Annotated in this window: 14 protein-coding genes, 1 tRNA gene and 1 riboswitch; of the genes, 3 read left to right on the forward strand and 12 right to left on the reverse strand. The window is 66.5% G+C overall.

Going from position 1 to position 20,281, the window contains the following annotated elements; genetic code table 11:
- Window positions 1–35 precede the first annotated feature (35 nt).
- From DWA33_RS13890 to DWA33_RS13910, 5 genes are all read right to left on the reverse strand, one after another.
- On the reverse strand, window positions 36–1,301 hold the full coding sequence (locus DWA33_RS13890; RefSeq protein ID WP_114358669.1) for a ricin-type beta-trefoil lectin domain protein: 1,266 nt from the start codon (window positions 1,299–1,301) through the stop codon (window positions 36–38).
- A gap of 83 nt (window positions 1,302–1,384) precedes the next feature.
- Entirely contained in the window at window positions 1,385–2,053 is a 669-nt protein-coding gene (locus tag DWA33_RS13895) for an MlaC/ttg2D family ABC transporter substrate-binding protein (RefSeq protein WP_114358670.1), read from the reverse strand.
- Between the two features lie 117 nt (window positions 2,054–2,170).
- Window positions 2,171–2,950: a hypothetical protein gene (locus tag DWA33_RS13900; protein ID WP_147270246.1), complete on the reverse strand. Its 780-nt coding sequence runs from the start codon at window positions 2,948–2,950 to the stop codon at window positions 2,171–2,173.
- Window positions 2,951–3,193: 243 nt separating this feature from the next.
- Complete coding sequence (locus DWA33_RS13905; protein ID WP_114358672.1) at window positions 3,194–3,955, reverse strand: crotonase/enoyl-CoA hydratase family protein; 762 nt, start codon at window positions 3,953–3,955, stop codon at window positions 3,194–3,196.
- 65 nt (window positions 3,956–4,020) lie between these two features.
- Window positions 4,021–5,802, reverse strand: a complete 1,782-nt coding sequence (locus tag DWA33_RS13910) for an acyl-CoA dehydrogenase family protein (protein WP_114358673.1) — start codon at window positions 5,800–5,802, stop codon at window positions 4,021–4,023.
- A gap of 237 nt (window positions 5,803–6,039) precedes the next feature.
- On the opposite strand from DWA33_RS13910, the gene DWA33_RS13915 reads away from it, so the two are divergent.
- Window positions 6,040–6,114: transfer RNA gene (locus DWA33_RS13915), tRNA-Gln, on the forward strand.
- 80 nt (window positions 6,115–6,194) lie between these two features.
- Here DWA33_RS13915 and atzF read toward each other — a convergent pair.
- Genes atzF through DWA33_RS13950 form a run of 7 tightly spaced genes read right to left on the reverse strand, consistent with a single transcriptional unit; the run spans window position 6,195 to window position 15,797 of the window.
- On the reverse strand, window positions 6,195–8,018 hold the full coding sequence (gene atzF / locus DWA33_RS13920) for an allophanate hydrolase (protein WP_114358674.1): 1,824 nt from the start codon (window positions 8,016–8,018) through the stop codon (window positions 6,195–6,197).
- On the reverse strand, window positions 8,018–11,566 hold the full coding sequence (gene uca / locus DWA33_RS13925) for an urea carboxylase (RefSeq protein WP_114358675.1): 3,549 nt from the start codon (window positions 11,564–11,566) through the stop codon (window positions 8,018–8,020). The genes atzF and uca overlap by 1 nt, the downstream gene beginning before the upstream one ends.
- Before the next feature lie 2 nt (window positions 11,567–11,568).
- On the reverse strand, window positions 11,569–12,204 hold the full coding sequence (locus DWA33_RS13930; protein ID WP_047307426.1) for an urea amidolyase associated protein UAAP2: 636 nt from the start codon (window positions 12,202–12,204) through the stop codon (window positions 11,569–11,571).
- 2 nt (window positions 12,205–12,206) lie between these two features.
- Entirely contained in the window at window positions 12,207–13,046 is an 840-nt protein-coding gene (locus DWA33_RS13935; RefSeq protein WP_114358676.1) for an urea amidolyase associated protein UAAP1, read from the reverse strand.
- Between the two features lie 38 nt (window positions 13,047–13,084).
- Window positions 13,085–13,876, reverse strand: a complete 792-nt coding sequence (locus DWA33_RS13940) for an ABC transporter ATP-binding protein (protein ID WP_013500911.1) — start codon at window positions 13,874–13,876, stop codon at window positions 13,085–13,087.
- Window positions 13,873–14,691, reverse strand: coding sequence for an ABC transporter permease (locus DWA33_RS13945; RefSeq protein WP_114358677.1), 819 nt, complete (start codon window positions 14,689–14,691; stop codon window positions 13,873–13,875). Before DWA33_RS13945 ends, DWA33_RS13940 begins: the two co-directional genes overlap by 4 nt.
- A 35-nt stretch (window positions 14,692–14,726) precedes the next feature.
- Window positions 14,727–15,797, reverse strand: coding sequence for a putative urea ABC transporter substrate-binding protein (locus tag DWA33_RS13950; RefSeq protein ID WP_114358678.1), 1,071 nt, complete (start codon window positions 15,795–15,797; stop codon window positions 14,727–14,729).
- 75 nt (window positions 15,798–15,872) lie between these two features.
- Window positions 15,873–15,977, reverse strand: a riboswitch (guanidine-I (ykkC/yxkD leader).
- Between the two features lie 517 nt (window positions 15,978–16,494).
- On the opposite strand from DWA33_RS13950, the gene DWA33_RS13955 reads away from it, so the two are divergent.
- A complete protein-coding gene (locus DWA33_RS13955) occupies window positions 16,495–17,580 on the forward strand; it encodes a hypothetical protein (RefSeq protein ID WP_116080224.1) in 1,086 nt (361 codons plus the stop codon).
- A gap of 11 nt (window positions 17,581–17,591) precedes the next feature.
- Window positions 17,592–20,174 carry a YncE family protein gene (locus DWA33_RS13960; protein ID WP_147270247.1) on the forward strand — a complete coding sequence of 861 codons (2,583 nt, stop codon included), beginning with the start codon at window positions 17,592–17,594 and terminating at the stop codon, window positions 20,172–20,174.
- Window positions 20,175–20,281 lie beyond the last annotated feature (107 nt).

Genomic DNA, 20,281 nt, shown 5'->3' on the forward strand with positions numbered 1-20,281 from the left:
CTATCAGAACCGGAAAAGCTCTAGCGGGCGTCGCCTCAATACTCCACGTCGAACTGTTGCTCCGCCGCATTGGCGCGGCAAGGCGTCGCGACGATCTTGGCGCCGGGACGGATTGCCCGATTCTCGACCGTCCAGCAGCGGTTCTGGTTGCCGCGAACCTGCCCGGCCTGCGCCTGATATTGCCAGCGGTCGCGCGCCATATTGCAGGCCATCGTGATCACGTAGTCCGGCGGTTCGGGCAGTTGGTTGATGAACACGCATTGGTCGCTTCGATCCTGCGGGCGGATCGGACTGCCCTTGGTGTCGAACAGGAAAATCTCGCCTTGCGCTTGGCCGCAACGCGACAGCACGATATCGGCGGAGTCTTCGCCTCGTCCGCCGATGTTGCGGACACACAGGTCGGGGTTGGCGCGCAGCTTGAAGATTACCTGCGAATTCGCGCCCGAATTGTTGGCGGGCGGGGGCGGGGGCGGCGGCGGCGGCGGCGGTGCAGCCGCCATCTGCTGACTGACCGGCGGCTGCGCCGCCGACGCGGCGGGCGGAACGCCGAGGCGGCTGCGACATTCCTGCACCTTGAGGATCGCGGCGGCGATTCCGTCGAGGCGGAAGTCGTAGTCCATCTTGCCGACGCCGAGCACCGCCTGCCGGCCGTTCTTCAAGGCGTCGACCTGCCCCATGTTGAGCCAGGCGATCGTCCAGTCGTCGAAGATGGTGCCGCTGACATCCGCGCCGGCGCCGCCGGCAGGATCCTGCCCGTCGATTTCGAGGCGCCCCTGCCAGTCCTTGTTCGCCTTCACCGGGACGACCAATTGCCACTGGCTGCCGTCGCCCGGCATCGCCTGGTCGACGCCGATACGCACCTCGCGACCGTCGCGCCGGCTCACCGCCGCGCAGTACATGAACAGGCGACCGCTGAAGGCGGCCGATACGTCCCACCCCCGGGCCTGCCCGTAAGGTTGCTCCATCTGGCCGTTGCCGATGATCGAATAGCCGCCGTATTCCTCCGGCGTCACCAGCAGGCCCGCGCAGCGGCTGCCCAGCCGGCGGATATGCACCGCAGCTCCCTGCACCTCGTCGCTGGGCGTGCGCATGCACCACGCGAAATGATTGTTGCGGTCGCCATGCACGCCTTTGCCGGGGTTGAGGCATGCCGGGTTGGACTTGATGGCGTCTTCCGATGCGGTCGCGACGGTCTCGGCATATTGCTGGCAGAACCGGGCGTCGCCGGGCGGCTGGCCCTGCGCCAGCGCGGCGCCGGGGACGAACAAGGCCGCTATCATCAGGCCGAAGACTGCACGCATGAAAATTCTCCGATCATTATCTGTCAGGGATCAAAATCGCAGCGAGCGCTGCATGCGGGTCTGGCCGCGGCGCTGCGGCTGGATCATTTGGCCTGGCTTTGATTTCTGGTCTTCAACTGCACAATCAGCCCGTCGATCCCGCTTTGTTGGATGATGGACGCAAACGAGTCTCGATAGATGGTCACCGCGCTGACGTTCTCGACGATCATGTCGAAGATCTTGTACGAGCCGGCGTTGGCAGCGACCCGCCAGACGATGACGATGGGTTGGGCGCCACGTCTCATGAAGCGGCTGGTGCACGTGAAGTTTCGCTGCGCTTCCGTGCAGGGATCAACGCTGACGCTGGTCGCCTTTTGATCGGCCGTCGAATTCAGAACCGATTTCGCCAGAATTTTCTCGAATTCGCGCGACACGGCCTGCAATTGATCCGGCGTGGCTTGGCGCGCGTAGCGGCCGAGCGCCGATTTGGTCGTGGTGTCCATGTCGAACACGCCGCGCACGAGACCGCCGATCGTCTCCTTGTTCGCAGTCCGCGCCGCCTCGGCAAACTGTTTGACCACGGCTTCGGCGGCCTGGGCGGGAGTGGCGGCGACGCGGATGAGGGGGGCGGTTCCATCCCATCCGCGGTGCCCGACCGCGTCCTGCCGTGCCGAATCCGCGGGCGCAACAGTCTGGCCGAGGCCGGGGAAGGCGAATGCCCCCGCCGGAGCCGCAGCCAGGAAGCAAACAAGCAGAAACGTCAGCACGCGCATGTTGAAGGTCCCATGGTTCGACGCAGTGTTTGCGCCACATGTCGGATGTCGGCCGGAAACGTGGCCGGCGCAGATGTCGGCGAAGGCCGCCCGTCGGCTGCGGTGTCGCCGGGAGGATTAGTTGAGGACGAACGTGCCGTCCGGACCGGTGCGTGTCCGGCTCTCTTTCCGAAACCAGAACTGCCCGCTGAGACCCCCGTTGGCGGTCCTGATCTCGTACAGCTCCGATCCGTTGGGCGACAGCTGGTAGACGCCGCTGCGCTCGGTGAAGGGTGCGTTCTTGCAGGTGTCGTTGCGCCGGAGATCGGTGCAGATATTCACCCGGTTGTTCGGCAACAGCTCGATCGACAGCCGTTGCCCCCGCGTGTCGACCGGCTTGCCGAACAGCGTCAGGGGATTGATCCAGACCCACGGGCCGGACCATTTCGCGATGGTGCGCGCCGGCGCCGGGGCTGCGGACCCCGGCTGCGGTGCGGCGACGGTGTTCGCCTTCACACAGGCGTGCAGTTCGGCGACCGCCTTGCCGACGTCGCCGGTGAAGGACGCCGATCCCGTCAGGATGCCGCGCGGCCCCGCGACACGCCATTGATAGCCGCGCGCGCGGGACAGGGCGGTCAGCTGGCCGTCATCGACATAGAACGCCAGGCGGCCGCCTTTTTCCGCATCGACCGGCTCGGCATTGCCGCCGATGATGATCGAGGCGCGGCCCTCGCGGTACCAGCCTTGCGGCAGGTCCGTCGGCGCAGGCACGGACAGATAGTGCTTTCCGTTGTTTCGTCGCGAGACGATGTTCTGCCCCTGTGTGGCGCGGCAATTGACGACGTTGTTGGCCTCCGCCGTCTGGGTGAACTTCCAGCCGAGCACGTTGCCGCCCCACGGCTCCTGCTGCGCCAGCACCGGTGATATCGCCATTCCCGCGAGTACTAACGCAACAAACAACCTTTTCATTCCGCCCCCACCAACTACTCGCAATACCGGATAGTGGTTGGCCGCGACGAGAAAATCAATCAGGCATGCGTGTGTAGCAGCGCGCGGACGTCAAAAATCGCCTCGCGCCGTGTCGGCGAACTGGTCTCCTGACGTGCATTCCTTGCTTGGTCGGCCGGAAAGAAGTCGCCGGCTGATGCCGCCGCTGCGGAGTCAGCCTTTTTTCCGCATGAAGAAATTCTGAAACGCCCCGACCGCTTCCTGCGATTTCATCCGCTCGCCGAACAGTTTGCTCTCCTGATCGATCCGCGCGATCAGGTCGTCCGGTGACGGCTTGATCAGCTTGCGCGAGATCGCCACCGCTTCGGCCGGCAGCGCGCAGATGTCGCGGGCGGCCTTCATCGCGTCGGCCTCGGTCTGGCCGGGCGGCACCACGGCATTGACGAAGCCGGCCTCGCGCGCCTGCTCGGCGCCGAGCTTCTGCCCCATCACCAGCATCGCGAAGGCGCGCTGGTGGCCCATGCTGCGCGGTGCCAGCAGGCTGGAGGCGCCTTCCGGCACCAGGCCGAGCTGGATGAACGGCGTCGAGAAAACCGCCGAGGTCGAGGCCAGCACATAGTCGCAGTGGAACAGCAGCGTGGTGCCGATGCCGATCGCCAGCCCGTCGACCGCGGCGATCAGCGGCTTAGTATTGCGCGCGAGCGCGTAGAGAAAATCCGTCGCCGCCGTCACCCGCGGCGCACCGCTCTGGTCGGTGCCGGCTTTCAGGAAATCGTCGAGGTCGTTGCCGGCGGTGAACACGCCGGAGCCGCCGGTGATGATCAGGCAGCGGATCGCCGGATCGTTCTGCGCAGTGTCGATCGCCGCGGTCATCGCCCGATACATGTCCTGCGTCAGGGCGTTCTTCTTCTCCGGCCGGCGCATGGTGATCACGCGCACGCCCTCTTCATCGGCAACGATCAGATGTTCCGACATGGTTTCCTCCAAGGACCGCCCGCTCACAGTGGCGGGCTTCGGTGTGGCCGCGAGCTTGCGACGGATCAGGCTGACAGCACCGCCTCGGCACCGGCCACCGCGTCGGCGCTGTCGATGACGCTGCGTTCCAGCGCCGGCGCCTGCACCGCGATGGTCTCGGCGAAGAACCGCGCCAGAGCGACGTAGCGCGACGGATCGCTGACGCCGTCGAGGTCACGTGCCGCGAGCGCTTCGGCCGCCAGCGCGCAGCCGCCCACAGTGGCGCCGAACAGGCGCAGGTAAGGCGTCGCGCCGGCCAGCGCATCGTTGGTGGCGCTGCCGAGCTTGTCGAGCAGATAGCGGCTGGTGCGGTCGAGCGACTCCAGCGCTTCGCGTAGCCGCAGGCCGGTGAGGCCGAAGCCCGGATCGTTCGACGCCTCGACGTCCTTGACGATCAGGGTCAGCTCGTCGAGCAGCGTGAACACCGATGCGCCGCCATTGACCCCGAGCTTGCGGGTGACGAGGTCGATCGCCTGGATGCCGTTGGTGCCCTCGTAGATCGGCGCGATCCGCGCGTCGCGATAGTGCTGCGCGGCGCCGGTCTCCTCGATGAAGCCCATGCCGCCGTGGATCTGCACGCCGAGCGAAGCGACCTCGGTGCCGACGTCGGTGGAAAACGCCTTGGCGATCGGCGTCAGCAGCGCGCCGCGGGCGGCGGCGGCGGCCTTGACCTTGGGGTCGGAGCTGCGCGCGGCGATATCCAGCGCCACCGCGGTCGAGTAGCAGATGGTGCGCGCGGCGCCGGTCAGCGCCCGCATCGTCAGCAGCGTGCGCTTGACGTCCGGGTGCTTGATGATCGGATCGGACCCGGTGCCGGTGCTGCCGATCGCGCGGCCCTGCTTGCGCTCCTGGGCATAGGCCAGCGCCTGCTGATAGGCACGGTCGGCGATGCCGACGCCTTCCAGGCCGACGGCGAGACGCGCCTGGTTCATCATCGTGAACATGCACTGCATGCCGCGATTTTCCTCGCCGATCAGGTAGCCGATCGCGCCGCCATGGTCGCCCATCGTCATGGTGCAGGTCGGCGAGGCGTGGATGCCGAGCTTGTGCTCGACTCCGCTCGGATAGATGTCGTTGCGGGCACCCAGCGTGCCGTCGGCACCCACCAGGAATTTCGGAATCAGGAACAGCGAGATGCCCTTGGTGCCGGCCGGCGCGTCCGGCAGCCGCGCGAGCACGAAATGCACGATGTTGTCGGTCATGTCGTGGTCGCCGTAGGTGATGAAGATCTTGCTGCCGAAGATCCTGTAGCTGCCGTCCGCGGCGCGCTCGGCGCGTGTGCGCAGCGCGCCGACGTCGGAGCCGGCCTGCGGCTCGGTGAGCTGCATCGTGCCGGTCCATTCGCCCGACACCAGCTTGCCGAGGTAGATCTGCTTCAGCTCGTCGCTGCCGTGGGCGTGCAGCGCTTCGATCGCCGACAGCGTCAGCAGCGGGCACAGCCCGAACGCCATGTTCGACGACGCCCAGATTTCGGTGCACACCGCGTTGACCGCCATCGGCAGCCCCTGGCCGCCGAACTCCTCCGGTCCCGACACCGCGTTCCAGCCGGCGCCGATCCAGCGCTGATAGGCGTCAGGCCAGCCCGGCGCGGTGGTGACCTTGCCGTGTTCGAGCTTGATACCGTGCTTGTCGCCGACCCGGTTCAGCGGCGCCAGAATGTCGCTGGCGAACTTGCCGGCTTCATCCAGCACCTGCGCGGTGATCTCGCTGTCGTAATCGCCGTAATGGCCGGCGGCGACCGCCGCCTGCAATCCCGCGCCGTGGTTGAGCGAAAGGAGGATGTCGTCGATCGGTGCGCGATAGGTCATGACAGTGTCCCGGCTGACGGAAGGATGCTGGCCTTCTTCCATGAAAAGCCGTTCCCCTCAACCGTCCGTGGGGTCGCGTTTGCCGCGGGAGCCGGTCGGCCGGGCGATGTTGCGGCCCTGGCTGCGCAGTCGGGCCGGATTCCAGGCTCTCGGCGGTTGAAAACCCGCCCTTGTCTCGATAGACCGGCGGAGCCGAGGCGAATCCGCCGCCCGGCCGCGCGGGCCGGAACCGGCCGTTGGGGCGTAGCCAAGCGGTAAGGCAGGGGATTTTGATTCCCCCATGCGGAGGTTCGATCCCTCCCGCCCCAGCCACGCTCAGCCTGCGAGGTTCAAGTCTCTGATTGGACAAGTCTCTGATTGGAGATGGGTTTCCAGTCTTGAGGCTGGCCGCCTCAGCTCGCCAGACTCTTCATATAGGCGCGCCATCCGCCGAACGACGAAATGTCGGTCGCGCCTTTCAGGCCCTCGGCCTCGACGATGAAGCCCTTCGGCGTCGTGCCGTCGGCCAGCCGCGTGGTGCCGATGCCGAGCGGCGCGGGGATGCCGGCGACGAAGCTGCCGAAGCCTTCGGCGGAGATTGCCCAGACCTCGGTGGCGATCGGGGTGCCTTCGTCCGGTGCGACGCGCAGCAGGCCCGGCCGGAACGGCGGGCCGCCTTGCAGCGCGAACAGCTTGTAGTCGGGCGTGGTGGAGACCGCGCGCAGGAAACGCCCGCCGCGGCTGGTCAGCTCGTGGTTCAGCGGCATGCCGGACAAATGCGCGCCGACCACCACCAGCTCGATCTCGTTCGCACCGGCAGTGGACGACGCCTCGACTGGAGCCGGCACCTTGGTGCTGCTGGCGCCCACGGACACCTCGCTTGCGGCGTGAAGGCGCTCGCCCAGCGCGGCGAGCAGACCGTCGCGGCCGGACGGCGCGATCAGCGTGACGCCGGACGGAAAACCAGGGGCGCGGAATCGGCCGGGTACGGCCAGCGCGCAAAGGTCGAGCAGGTTGACGAAATTGGTGTAGGTGCCGAGCTCGCTGTTGGGGCCGATCGGATCGGTCTGCAAATCCGCGATCGTGCGCGGGCGCGGATAGGTCGGCACCATCAGCACGTCGATGCTGCTCCAGATCGCATCGGCGGCGCGGCGCAGCTCGGCCAGCCGGTACAGCCCGCCAAATGCATCGGCCGCGCTGAACGCCGAAGCCGAGCCGATGATCTTCCGCGTCACCGGATGCAGCAGCTCGGGCGTGGTCTCGATCACCTGCCGGATCGCCTGATAGCGCTCTGCGACCCACGGCCCGCTGTAGAGCAGGCTGGCGACGTCGAACAACGGCGACAGATCAACTGCACGAGCGGGTGCAGACACCACCGTCGCAAGGTCCGTCAACGCAAGATCGAACGCGCGTTCGGACTGCAGCTCGCCGGCGAATTTGCGGCTCGCCGTGTCCGGCACACCGACGCGCAGACCGGGCGGCAAAGCAGCGGGCTTGGTAGCTGCACTGGGATGCGGCCGCGACCAGGGATCGGCGCGGTCGAACGTCGCCATGACGCGATAGATCGCGTAGGCGTCGGCGACGGTGCCGGCGAACACCGAGATCGTATCCAGCGTCCGGCACGCCGGCACCATGCCGCGCGACGACACGCTGCCGAGTGACGGCTTCAGCCCGACGATATTGTTGAGCGCAGCCGGGACGCGGCCGGAGCCTGCAGTGTCGGTGCCGAGCGCGAATGTCACCAGGCCATGCGCCACCGCGACCGCCGAGCCGCTGCTCGACCCGCCAGGCACGTAGCGCGGATCGATCGCATTGCGTGGCACCGGATAAGGCGTGCGGACGCCGACCAGCCCGGTCGCGAACTGATCGAGGTTGGTCTTGCCGATCAGGATCGCGCCGGCATCGAGCAGACGCTGGACCGCAAACGCGGTTTCGCTCGGCGTGTAGGCGAAGCCCGGGCAGGCGGCCGTGGTCGGAAGACCCGCGACATCGATGTTGTCCTTCACCGCAAACGGGATGCCCCAAAGCGGCTGCGCATCGGGATCGAACGGGCCGAGCGCTTCGGCGTCGGCGAGAACATCGTGCTCGGGTCGCAGCGTGATGAAGATGCCGGGATCGGCCACTGCTGCGATCCGGCGATATGCCACAGCGATGATCTCGGCCGGAGACGCGCCGGCCGCATATGCGGCGTGTAAGGTTGCGATCGTCGGGAAGGTGGTGAGTTCAGCAGCCGACATCACACTTCCTCCAGCGCGCAGATCAGGTCGCCGGCGCGCAGCGTTTGCCCCGGCTTGGCATTGAGGGCTCGGACGATGCCGCGCGCGGTCGCCGGAATCGCGATCTCCATCTTCATCGATTCGATCACTGCCAGCGTCTGGCCGATCTCGACATGTTGGCCGGGTTCGACGGTGAGCTTCCAGACGTTGCCGGGCGCTTCGGTGAACTGGCCGATGCAGCCGTCCGGCACGTCGCCGCCGGAGCCGAGCGCGGCCGCGGTGTCGTCCTCGACGACCTCGTCGAGCTTGGCGTCGCGCCAGCGCTGGCGTTCGGCCTCGAACGCGGTCTGCTGGCGGGTCTTGAACGCCGAGATGCCTTCGGCCTCGCGCGCCAGGAACGCTTTGTAGTCGGCGTAGGAGAACGTCGTCTCCTCGATCTGGAGCGGATAGCCGCCGTGCGGAAACGCGGCGCGGGCGTCGAGCAGTTGTTCCGGCGTTACCGGGAAGAACCGGATCTGGTCGAAGAACCGCAGCAGCCAGGGATGGCCGGGCTTGAACACTTCGGTGCTGCGCCAGGTGTTCCAGACCTGGATGGTGCGGCCGAATAGCTGATAACCGCCGGGGCCTTCCATGCCGTAGATGCACATATAGGCGCCGCCAATGCCGACGGCGTTTTCCGGCGTCCAGGTGCGGGCCGGATTGTATTTGGTGGTGACCAGGCGATGCCGCGGATCGACCGGGGTGGCGACCGGCGCGCCGAGATAGACGTCGCCGAGGCCGAGCACCAGATAGCTGGCGCCGAACACGATGCGCTTGACGTCGTCCTCGCTGGAAAGACCGTTGATGCGGCGGATGAACTCGATGTTGGACGGACACCACGGCGCATCGGGACGCACCAGCTCTTGATACTTGCGCATCGCCAGCACCGCCTGTGGATCGTTCCACGACAGCGGCAGGTGTATGATGCGGCTCGGCACCGCCATCGCTTCGACCGACGGCAGTTCGCGCTCGATCCTCGCCAGTGCGTCGAGCAGCTTGCGGCGTGACATCACCGCGCTGTCGTAGTGGATCTGCAACGAGCGGATTCCCGGCGTGAGATCGATGATCCCAGGCAGTCTGGCTTTCTCCACCGCCTCGGCGAGCACGTGCACCCGCAAGCGCAGCGCGATGTCGAGCTCCATCGGGCCGTATTCGACCAGCAGATTGTCGTCGCCGGCGCGGCGATACACCACCGGGATCTCGCCATCGTCATGGCGGCCGACGATCGCCGAGCCGAGCTCGGCAGGCGCGGCGATCACGGTCGGCCCTGCGACCGGATCATCGGCCCGCGCCACCGGCACGAAGCGAAGTTTGTCGCCGGGCTTGAGCTGGCCGACCTTCCACAGTTCGTCGCGCGCCACCACGGCCGGGCAGACGAAGCCGCCGAGGCTCGGGCCGTCGGGCCCGAGGATGATCGGCATGTCGCCGGTGAAGTCGATCGCACCGACCGCATAGGCGTTGTCGTGGATGTTGGAGGGATGCAGCCCGGCTTCGCCGCCGTCGGCACGTGCCCATTGCGGCTTCGGTCCGATCAGCCGCACGCCGGTGCGGGCGCTGTTGAAGTGCACTTCGTAGTCCGAGGAAAACAGCGTCGCGATGTCGTCGTCCCGGAAGAAATCGGGCGCACCGTGGGGGCCGTAGATCACGCCGATCTGCCACGCGCGCGTCAGCGCTGGCCGTTCGTCATCGGTGAGCGCGCGCGGCTCCGCGACAGGAGCGATCGAGCCGAAATGCAGCACGTCGCCGGCTTTCAGCGCGCCGGTGGCGTGGCCGCCGAACGCGCCGAGCGTGAACACCGCGCGGGAGCCGAACACTTCGGGCGCATCGAAGCCGCCGCGGATGGCGAGATAACAACGCTGGCCTGGTCCCTCGATCTTGCCGATCGCCAGCATTTGGCCGGCGCGTACCGCGATCGGCGCGTCATTGCTGACCGCTGTGCCGTCGAGCTTTGCCGCCATGCCGGCGCCGCACAGCGCCACGACGGCGTCGGCGTTGAAGCGCAGCGTCGGGCCGCTGACGGTGAGTTCGAATGCTGCGGTGGTCTCGGGATTGCCGACGATCCGGTTGGCGAGGCGGAACGAGCGCTCGTCCATCGGTCCGCTCGGCGGCACGCCGACGTGCCACAGATGCAACCGGCCCGGCAGCTCCTGCAGGCCGGATTGCGCGCCGGGCGCCACCACGTCGATGGTGCGCGCCGCGAAGCTGAAGTCCGCCAGCACCTTGGTGGCGACCTTGCCGCTGCGGAACAGATCGGATGCGGCGATCGCGCGCAAGTAATCAAGATTGGTCTCGATCCCGGCGACGGTGGTGGCGGCGAGCGCCCCGATCATCTTGTCGATCGCGGCGTCGCGGTCGGCCGCGTGCACGATCAGCTTCGCCAGCATCGGGTCATAGAACGGCGTTACCTCGTCGCCGGTTTCGATCCAGCCGTCGACGCGCGCGTCGTCCGGAAACGCCACCTGGGTCAGCCGGCCGGCCGAGGGCCGGAAGCCGGCGCCGGGGTTTTCGGCATAGAGGCGCACTTCGATCGCCGCGCCTTGCGGCGGACGCGGTGTATAGGTCGCAAGCGGGCTGTCGCCGGCAGCCTGGCGCACCATCCATTCGACCAGATCGACGCCGAACACTGCTTCGGTGACGGGATGCTCGACCTGCAGGCGGGTGTTGACCTCGAGGAAGTAGAATTCGTCGCGGGCGACGTCGTAGATGAATTCGACGGTGCCGGCGGATTCGTAGGCGACGTTCCGGCCGAGCGCGACCGCGGCCTGGTGCAGCCGGATGCGCATCTCATCCGAGATGCCGGGCGCCGGGGTTTCCTCGACGACTTTCTGGTTGCGCCGCTGCAGCGAGCAGTCGCGCTCGCCGAGCGCGATCACGTTGCCCTGGCCGTCGCCGAAGATCTGCACTTCGATATGGCGGGCGTTGGCGACGAAGCGCTCAAGATATACCCGCGCGTCCCCGAAGCTGGCGCGCGCGGTGCGCTGCACCGTGGCGAAGCGTTCGCGCAGCGTCGCTTCGTCGTGACAAAGCTGCATGCCGATGCCGCCGCCGCCCGCGGTGCTCTTCAGCATCAGCGGAAAGCCGATCCGTGCCGAGGCCTCCAGAGCTTCCTCGATGCTGTCGATCAGTCCGGTGCCGGGCAGCAGCGGCACGTTGCTGGCCTGCGCCAGTTCGCGGGCGCGGTGCTTCAGGCCGAACGCCTCGAGATGCTCGGGGCGCGGCCCGATGAAGGCGATGCCGTGCTGCTTCAGCCGCTCGGCGAAGCCGCGGTTCTCCGAGAGAAAGCCGTAGCCGGGATGCACCGCCTGCGCGCCGGTTGAGAGGCAGGCGGCGATCACGGCGTCGACATTGAGATAGCTGTCACTGGCGGCGTCGCCGCCGACCCGCACCGCCTCGTCGGCCTCGCGCACCGGGCGGGTGAAGCGGTCGGCGTCCGAATAGATCGCGACCGATGCGATCCCCATCCGGCGCAAGGTGCGGCCGATCCGCCCGGCGATTTCGCCGCGGTTGGCAATCAGAACTTTGCTGAACATGATCAGTCCTCGCCTGCCTCGTAGATCACCACCTGGATCGGCGTCGGGAAGAAGCCGTTGCAGGGATTGTTGACCTGCGGACAGTTCGAGATCAGGCACAGCACGTCCATCTCGGCGACCATCTCGACGTAGTCGCCGGGCTTGGAGACGCCGTCGACCACGGTGAAATTGCCGGACGTGTCGAGCGGCACGTTCATGAAGAAGTTGAGGTTCGGCACGATGTCGCGCTTCGACAGACCGTGCTTGGCGGCCTCCAGCACGAAGTTCTCGCGGCAGGCATGCAGATATTTGGTCTGGTGCCCGAACCGCACGGTGTTGCTCTCGCAGGAGCAGGCGCCGGCCGAGGTGTCGTGCAGGCCGCAGCTATCGGCGACCATGCGCAGCATGGTGCGGCCCTCGGTGGACATGATCCGCGTGCCGGTGGTGACGTAGGCCGAACCCTGAGCGCGTAGTGTGTCCTGGCCGCTATAGCGTTCGCCATGATCGTCGGCGGCGTAGAACAGGGTGTCGACCGCCTGCTGGCCGTGGCTGTCGACGATGCGCAGCGTCTGGCCCTTGCGGATGATCGCCGACCACGGCACGCGCGCCGGGATCTCGGTGTCGAGCACGATGCGGGCGGAAGCGGGAATCGCGGTCATGCTCAGGCCCTCCCTGCGACGCCGGCGAGATAGAAGGCGTTGTTCTCGAACGCGCGTTTGGCTTCGAGCGACACGGTGCGGCAAAGGTCGTCGGCGGCGGGCTGAGGCGCCTGATAGCGGATGATGTCGATGTCGCCCGGCGCGTAGCTGGGGGATGGGTCGAGCGGGTGCGGACAGTTCGACACCGCGACGAGCAGGTCGAGCTCGGCGCGCAGATCGACGAAGTCGCCCTTGTTGCGACGCTCGCCGTGCCATTCGAACCGGCCCTGCGAGTCGACGGCGACCGGAGCGAAGAATCCGATCGACGGGTGCAGGTCGCGGCGATCGAGCCCGAGCTTGCCGGCGGCGAGCACAAAATTGTCGCGGGTGTTGCGGAAACTGCCGGCGCCGTAGCGCGCCGCATTGGTCGCCGCGGTGGAGCCGCCGACCATGGTGTCGTGCGCGCCGCTGGTGTCCTCGATGATCGACAGCAGCGCACGGCCCATGTCGGACAGGATCACCCGGCCTTTGCGCAAGGACGCCGCCCACTGCACCTTGATGGTGTCGGCATGGTTCAGCCGCTCGCTCGGGTCGAGCGCATTCCAGGCCTGGATGCTGACGCAGGACGTGCCGCTGGTGTTGACGAGGCGCAGCGCTTCGCCGCGGCCGAGCTTGGTCACGTAGTACCAGCCACCCGGCACGGTCTCGCGATGGATGATCGCGTCCGCTGCGATCGGCGCGCCGTCGCGCGGCGTCGGCGGCGGCAAGGCCTTCGGTGCCTGTTGCTGGCCCAGTGCCTTGTGCTGTTCGTAGCGCTGGCGGTTGGCCTCGACTTCGGCCTTCTCTTGCTCGGTCAGGATCATGCTGTCCTCACGGTGAACAAACGCCGGGTCGTCCCGGCTCATGCTCCCTGTGCGGCCGGGTCGTCCCGGCCGGAGCGGATTGGATGGTCGGTGCGCGGCTGCGCGATGCGCCGCGGAAAGATTTCGAGATCGCGCGAGATCGTGGCGCCGTAGCGCTCGCGCTCCTCGGGACGGTTGCGATTGCGCTCGAACGCGATCACGCGGGTCGCCAGGCTGAACGCTTCGGACAGATCGTGCGTGACCATCACCACCGTCAGCTCGGTCTCGTTCCACAGCCGCTTCATCAGCACGTGGATGTCGGCGCGGATGCCCGGGTCGAGCGCGCCGAACGGCTCGTCGAGCAGCAGGATCTTGGGGCCGCGCATGATCGCCTGCGCCAGCGCCAGCCGCTGCTGCATGCCGCCGGACAGCGACGCGGGATATTTGTGCTCGTGGCCCTTCAGCCCGACCTCGTCGAGCAGCGCCAGCGCCTGCTCGGTCGCCTCGCGCCGCGCCCGGCCGAACAGCCGGCCGAGCAGCCGCGACTGTTGCAGCTCGCGGCCGAACAGCACGTTGTCGAGCACGGTGAGATGCGGAAACACCGAATAGCGCTGGAATACCACGCCGCGATCGGCGTCGGGTTCGCTCGGCATCGGCCGGCCGTCGATCAGGATCCGGCCGCGGGTCGGCGTCTCCTCGCCGAGCAGCATGCGCAGGAAGGTGGTCTTGCCGCAGCCGGAGGGGCCGACCAGGGCGACGAAGGCGCGCGGCGCGACGTCGAGCGTGATCCGCTCCAGCACGATGTGGTCGCCGTATTCCTTCCAGACGTTGTCGAATCGGATCGCGCTCATTCCGCCCTCACCGCGGCGAACCAGGGGAAGGCCTTGCGCTGGATCAGTCGCAACGCCAGGTCCATCAGGAAGGCGAGCAACGTGATCCACACCACGTAGGGAATGATCACGTCCATCGCCAAATAACGTCGCACCAGGAAGATGCGATAGCCGAGCCCGGAGTCGGAGGCGATCGCTTCGGCGGCGATCAGGAACAGCCAGGCGGGGCCGAGCTGCAGCCGCAGCGAGTCGATCAATCGCGGCAGGATCTGCGGCAGCACCACGCGGAGCGCGATCTGCCAGGTCGAGGCGCCGAGCGTCTGCGCCTTGATCAATTGCTCGCGTGGCAGCTCCATCACCCGCATCGCCAGGTCCCGGATCATCGCCGGCAGCGTGCCGATCACGATCAGCGCGATCTTGGAGTTTTCGCCGAGCCCCATCACGATGAACAGGATCGGCAGCAGCGCCAGCGGCGGCACCATCGACGTCACCGACACGAACGAGCCGAGCAGCGCGTTCGCGGCCGGCAGCAGTCCGATCACGATGCCGAACACGAGAGCCAGCGAGGTCGAGATCGCCAACGCAGCGCCGAGCCGTTCCAGGCTCGCCAGCGTGTCCGTCCACAACAGATAGTTGCCGGTGCGGGCGTCGACCTGAAACGCCATCTGCTTGACTGCCTGGCCCATGCTGGTCAGGGCCGGCAGCAGCTTGTCGTTCGGATTCTCAGCGAGCCTGGCGCCGGAGCCCAGCAGATACGCAATGATCACCAGCACGAACGGCAGCGCCGCCATGTAGATGGCGAGTTGCCGTCCAGGCCTGATGTTCACCCATCGCATCGTCGTGCTCCGGCTTGGCTTGTGGAGGTGATCGCTTACAGCTTGCCGGCCGCGGCCATGTCCATGAAGCTCGGGTCGAACCGCAGCTTCACGTTGGACTTGTCGCCGAGCACGCTCTTGTCTGCGAGCTCGATGCCGACGGCGTCGGCCGACTTCGCGCCCTTGCCGAGCAGGTCCTTGTCGAACAGGAACTTGCGGACGCGGTCCATGGTGCTGCCGATCGCCGCGCTCTTGGTGAAGGCTTCGGCGTCCGCGGCCTTGCTGAACAGCCTGGTCGAGGCGAGCTGGCTTTCGAAGCCGGCCAGATCAGTACCCGACGCCTTCGCCATCGCTTCCTTGGCGGCCTTGGCCTCGGCGCCTTCCGCCGTCATCTTCGCCATGGTCTCGTACCAGATCCCGACCAGCGCCTTGGCGAAGTTCGGATTGTCCTTCACCACCGCGGTGTTGGCGACCATCAGATCCATGATTTCGCCGGGGATCTGCGAGGAGTCGAATACCTTGTGGGCGTCGGGCGAAGAGAGGATTTCGGAGACGATCGGATTCCACGTCACCACCGCGGTGACGTCGGCGGTCTTGTAGGCGGCGGCGAGGTCGGCGTCGGAAGTGTTGACGACCTTGATGTCCTTCTCGGTCAGCTTGTTGGATTCGAGCGCCCGCGCCAGCAGATAGTGCGACACCGAGAACTCGACCAGATTGACCTTCTGGCCCTTGATCGCGGTCAGGTCCTTCTTGTCCTTCAGGATCACCGCGTCGTTGCCGTTGGAGAAGTCGCCGACGATCACCGCGGTGGTGTCGACGCCGCCGGCGGCGGGAATCGACAGTGCGTCCATATTGGTGATCGTCACCGCGTCGAAAGAGCCGGCGGTGTACTGGTTGATCGACTCGACGTAGTCGTTGAACTGCTTCACCTCGATGGTGATGCCGTATTTGTCGGCCCACTTCTTCACGATGCCGGTGTCGGCGGCGTAGCCCCACGGCATCCAGCCGACATAGATCGACCAGGCGACCTTGAAGTCTTTCTTGGGGGCGGCGGAGGCTCCGGCGACGCTCAGCGCGACGATCGAACCGGCGAGGATCAGAGAAGACAGCAAACGTGTTTTCCGCATCGGATCATTCCTCAGAATCTGGTCACGATGAGGAATTGACATGGACCATCGTTTGCCAATTCCTCGGCTTACGAGGTCTCCCGGGCTTTTGTCCCGCCGTGCGTCCGAAGGATTTCTCCCTTCGGGGGGCAGCTCTCGGACCAGCGTCTGAAACAGACCGGAACCCTAGCCGCCAACTCTGGGAAGATTGTTGCCTCAACTCACCGGCGTTTGGAAGCATCGCACCGCACAAACAATGTGCAGGCGGCGATACTTGTTTGTTCAGATTGGCGAACGATCCGGCGGGTTAGGTATCATTATGAGGTGGGAGCCGCTTTCGACTGCGCACAGCAGGCCCCGCATGCAGTCCGCAGCGCCGTCGGTGCGACGGGACGCAGTGAAACCGAACGGCGACTCCTCCACCGAAAGGATGGAATTCGGTCTGGGGGCCGATCCATGATCATCCTGGAGGGTAAGTAATAGCCCCGGCCTTCGCCGAGATCGATTCGCGATTGATTTCGCTCAATGCAACTGCGCCAGCGTCGGCTCAGCCTTGCAAAGAATGTGGGGGGATAGGCCCTCATTGAACCTGACGTGAGCCGGACGGCCGAAAGGGCTGATCATGGCACGTTCAATGGTTTGGCGAGCTGCGTATGCAGCCGTTGTTGCGGCGACCTTGCTCGTGTCGCCGGCGCGTGCCGGATGCAGTCCTGAAGACATGGCCGACGCCTTGGCTGGGACGCTGTCCGCCGGCTGGGCCTGTAAGTCAGTCTATCAAGACGACACCAGCCGATACGCAGCCATCGCGTTGACCGCAGTCCTCACCGGTGTCGCCGCGCAGGGATCGGACACCGGCAAAGGACAAGCCCTGGTCGATCAGTTCTGCGCGGAAGCCCAAGGCAGCGCCGATCAGATCGTCAGCAAGCTCAATACGATCTTTGGAAACGCCGTCGCCGAAGCGGTGCTCGGCGATCTTTCGAAGCAGCTCGCCGCAGTCGGCGCGGCTGCGGACGTGGTGAAGTGCTCCTGCAAGAGTGAACAGACCACCATCGGGCTGGGTTCGGAGGCCGGCAACTGCCTCGAAGAGGCGTTGTGCTGGGGGCAGGAGCAGTTGGGGTGGCAGTCTTGCGGGAAGTGCGAGGTTCGTCCGCCCGTCCGCGCCGTCTGCGCGGCCATCCCAGAAAGCTGCAGGAAGATCCACTTCAAGGACTGGTCGAAGCATGCGGAATGTCAGGGCATCGGCGGTGCCGGTTCGATCTTCAGCCCTTCGAGCAAGGGGAGCTACAAGGACACCTATGATCGTTATGGCGTGTCCGTCGTCGAAACAGGCGATGGAACGCTGGTCGTCACCGATCCAGGCCAATATGCCTGTCATAGCGGCATCACCTATTGCAGCTGTCCGAAGCCGATGGTGCCGAAGTGGTCGCAGGTCGCCAATCCCGGGTCGGGCGACAACAAATACGTGTTCTCTTGCGACTGTCCGAAAGGCACCCACCCGGGAAAATTGACCGCCGACAACATCTCCGAATGCCTGTGCGACGAAACCAATCAGGTGGCGAGTTTCGGCTTTGCACCGTTCGGCATGTGTCCGCCGCCGGCTTGCCCCGCCGGACAAACGAGGCTCGGCGGTGACAAGAACAGCCCGTGCGTGACGCCATGCTCCGACAAGAGCCAGGGCATGGCCTTCGACGGGAGCTGCTGCGATCCCGTGCAGATGTCGAATTGCGGCGAATGCTGCGCGCCCGACACCGTGCCCAACGTCAAGACCGGCTCATGTGAGCCGCGGCCCAAGCCTCCCAAATGAGGCGTACAACCATGATCGTCTCCGGCCGCCCCGCTTTCCTCGCAGTCCTCGTCCGAGCGATACGAGGCTCGGCCTGCGCACTGGTCCTGACGCTCGCAGGCGGTGCCGCCGCAATCGCGCAATCATCGCCGGGTGTATACGCGCCGGGCTACGCCGCCGTGACCGGCTTCTCGGGTGCGGTTCGGCCGTTTCAGATCGAGCCTGGTCAGGACCCGAACCTGCGGACGTTCATCGATCCCGATGGGCCATCGCTCCGCGTCATCGATCTGAGGCGGATGGACGGGCCGCCGTCGGCGCAGCCGGTCGGCGCGCCGAAACCGTTCACCGTCAGCGCCAAGATGATCGGCCAGGTGTTCGGCGTCGCGGTGGACGACAAGTTCAACATCTACGTCGCGGCGAGCTCCGCCTATGGCATCGCGATCGTTGCTTCTGGCCCCGACGGACAGCCTCAACGCATCAGGCAAGGGAGCAGGGACGCGACCTTCATGGCGGCGCAATGGGGACCGGGCGGAGGGCCGGGATCAATCTGGAAGATCAACGGTGCGACGGGCGCCGTCACGCTGTTCGCGAATGTCGCCACCGGCGGCAAGCCCAACAGCGCCGCCGCACTCGGTGGATTGGCTTTCGATCCGATCAGCGCCTCCTTGTTCGTCGCCGATCGGGAAACCGGCCTGATCCATCGCTTCGGCGCCCGCGGCTCCGGCCTCGGCGCTTATGATCATGGCATCGTCGGCACCGCCGCTGCAGGGCTTCCTTCGGCTCCGCCCCCGCCCGCAGCCGGCGCGGACATCTCGAGCCCGCAATTCGACAGCGCTCGTCCGGAAACCTGGGGTTATGCCGCACCGGCACGGCGGGTGTTCGGCTTGGCGGTGCACGGTCGTCGGCTTTACTACGCGATAGCCGAGGGGCTGCAGGTGTACTCGGTCGGTCTGCGCGACGACGGGTCTTTCGGCACCGATGCGCGGCTCGAAGTGGCAGTACCCGCAGCTGCCGCTCCCTCCGAGATTTCCCGCATTGCGTTCGACGACGCGGGACGAATGTATCTCGCCGAGCGGCCCGCGCCGACCGGCGCGCAGGATTTCGAGGCGTTATCGGTCCCGTCGATCGGTCGCGTGCTGCGCTATGCGGTGATTGGTAGGATCGAAGGCGGCAAACCGATCTGGCAGCCTCTGCCGGACGAGTATGCCATCGGTCTGGCTGCAGATTTCCGCAACGGCAACGGTGGCGTCGCGATCGGCTACAGCTACGATGCCGATGGTAAGCTGAATCCGGAGTCCTGCGGCGGCTTCGTCTGGAGCACAGGCGAACAGTTGCGTCGGACGGCCGATGCCGGGCTGATAGCTCGACTCGGCCGAGCCGATGCGCTCGCGATCAATGGGTTGCAGGGAAACCCGGTGTGGCGCGTCCGTCGCGGCGAGCAGCCCCCGCTGCTGAGTTACTTCATCGACTATGCAGATGCGCCGTTCGATTCCTCTGCGCGGGGGCACCTCGGAGATATCGCCATCTTGCGGCTGTGCACGCGGCCGGCCGCCGAGCTGCGCATGGCGCCTGCCCCGGCCGGCGCGCCGCCGTTCGTCGGCAGTCCGATCCCGCCCGGTCTGCAGATCTGCAAGACCCACGTTTGCGGTCCGGATGGCTCGGTTTGCCCGCCCAGCCAGATATGGATCATCAAGACCAATCAGTGTGGAACCGGTTGCCCGCCGCCGGACATCGTTATCAACGGCCAATGCTGCTCGCCGATCGATCTTGAGCCCGGTGGCGCCTGCTCCAGCCGGACTCCGTCGACCGATATCGGCAAGCCGATGTGCGGTGCCGCCCAGACCGCGATCGGTGCGGACAAGCAATGCTGTGACAACAGCCAGATCTACTCCGGCCCGAACGGGGAGCAGCAGTGTTGCGCAGGGGCTCTGGTGAACGGCAAATGTGATCCGCTCAAGCCGAAGATCCCAGACTGGGCTTGTCCCGGCTGCTGTGCGCCCGGCTACACCAAGACCGGCGGCAAGTGTTGTCTGACGAGTCAGATGACCTCGACGGGTCAATGCTGCGCGTCCGGGCAGACGCCGAGCGCCGATGGCGCGATGTGTGTCCCGCGTTTTTGGCTGCCAAAGCTGTCGCTGTGCTGTGCGCCGGGCTTCGTGCCGACCGGCAAGGCCAAGTGCTGTGCTGCTGCCAATCTGACGACCAGCGGCGAATGCTGCGCGGTCGCGGTCGATCCTCAGGATCGCAAGCAATGTCCCACTCAAGCCTCGCCGCCCCAGCCTTGCAAACGTGGCGAAATCCGCAACAGCAAAGGCGCGTGCGTGTCCGCGACGCTGCAGCCCACGCCCGCTCCACGCGAAATGCTCCGTCCCAAGTGCCGGCCCAACGAGCGGCGTGACGCCCGCGGCGGCTGCGTCGCGCGCAAGTCACGGCCGATGCCGGACACGCCACCGGCGGTGATCCGGCGGCCGACCGGGTGTCCGCCCGGATTCGTCCTTGGCCCGCTCGGCCAGCGCTGCTTGCCGGCGAGAGGCGGCCGGATCATTGGACCGCCGGTTCTCGGAGGAGGGCGGGATGGTCATCTTCGAGGCGGCCCGCCTGACGGACGCAGATAGCGTCCGGGTCTGAAGACGACGCCGACGATCGTTCCGCGCCAGAATAGGTCGCCGGGGGGCCCGCTGCGGTGCTGCTTGTCACAACCGTCGCAGCCCCTTCAGCACCG

Source organism: Rhodopseudomonas pentothenatexigens (assembly GCF_900218015.1).
In the GTDB taxonomy this organism is placed as follows: Bacteria; Pseudomonadota; Alphaproteobacteria; order Rhizobiales; family Xanthobacteraceae; genus Rhodopseudomonas; species Rhodopseudomonas pentothenatexigens.

Coding starts and splice junctions, on each gene's coding strand:
- DWA33_RS13890 (WP_114358669.1), bottom strand. CDS start 1,301: ATGCGTGCAGTCTTCGGCCTGATGATAGCGGCCTTGTTCGTCCCCGGC.
- DWA33_RS13895 (WP_114358670.1), bottom strand. CDS start 2,053: ATGCGCGTGCTGACGTTTCTGCTTGTTTGCTTCCTGGCTGCGGCTCCG.
- DWA33_RS13905 (WP_114358672.1), bottom strand. CDS start 3,955: ATGTCGGAACATCTGATCGTTGCCGATGAAGAGGGCGTGCGCGTGATC.
- DWA33_RS13910 (WP_114358673.1), bottom strand. CDS start 5,802: ATGACCTATCGCGCACCGATCGACGACATCCTCCTTTCGCTCAACCAC.
- atzF (WP_114358674.1), bottom strand. CDS start 8,018: ATGTCGGCTGCTGAACTCACCACCTTCCCGACGATCGCAACCTTACAC.
- uca (WP_114358675.1), bottom strand. CDS start 11,566: ATGTTCAGCAAAGTTCTGATTGCCAACCGCGGCGAAATCGCCGGGCGG.
- DWA33_RS13930 (WP_047307426.1), bottom strand. CDS start 12,204: ATGACCGCGATTCCCGCTTCCGCCCGCATCGTGCTCGACACCGAGATC.
- DWA33_RS13935 (WP_114358676.1), bottom strand. CDS start 13,046: ATGATCCTGACCGAGCAAGAGAAGGCCGAAGTCGAGGCCAACCGCCAG.
- DWA33_RS13940 (WP_013500911.1), bottom strand. CDS start 13,876: ATGAGCGCGATCCGATTCGACAACGTCTGGAAGGAATACGGCGACCAC.
- DWA33_RS13945 (WP_114358677.1), bottom strand. CDS start 14,691: ATGCGATGGGTGAACATCAGGCCTGGACGGCAACTCGCCATCTACATG.
- DWA33_RS13950 (WP_114358678.1), bottom strand. CDS start 15,797: ATGCGGAAAACACGTTTGCTGTCTTCTCTGATCCTCGCCGGTTCGATC.
- DWA33_RS13955 (WP_116080224.1), top strand. CDS start 16,495: ATGGCCGACGCCTTGGCTGGGACGCTGTCCGCCGGCTGGGCCTGTAAG.
- DWA33_RS13960 (WP_147270247.1), top strand. CDS start 17,592: ATGATCGTCTCCGGCCGCCCCGCTTTCCTCGCAGTCCTCGTCCGAGCG.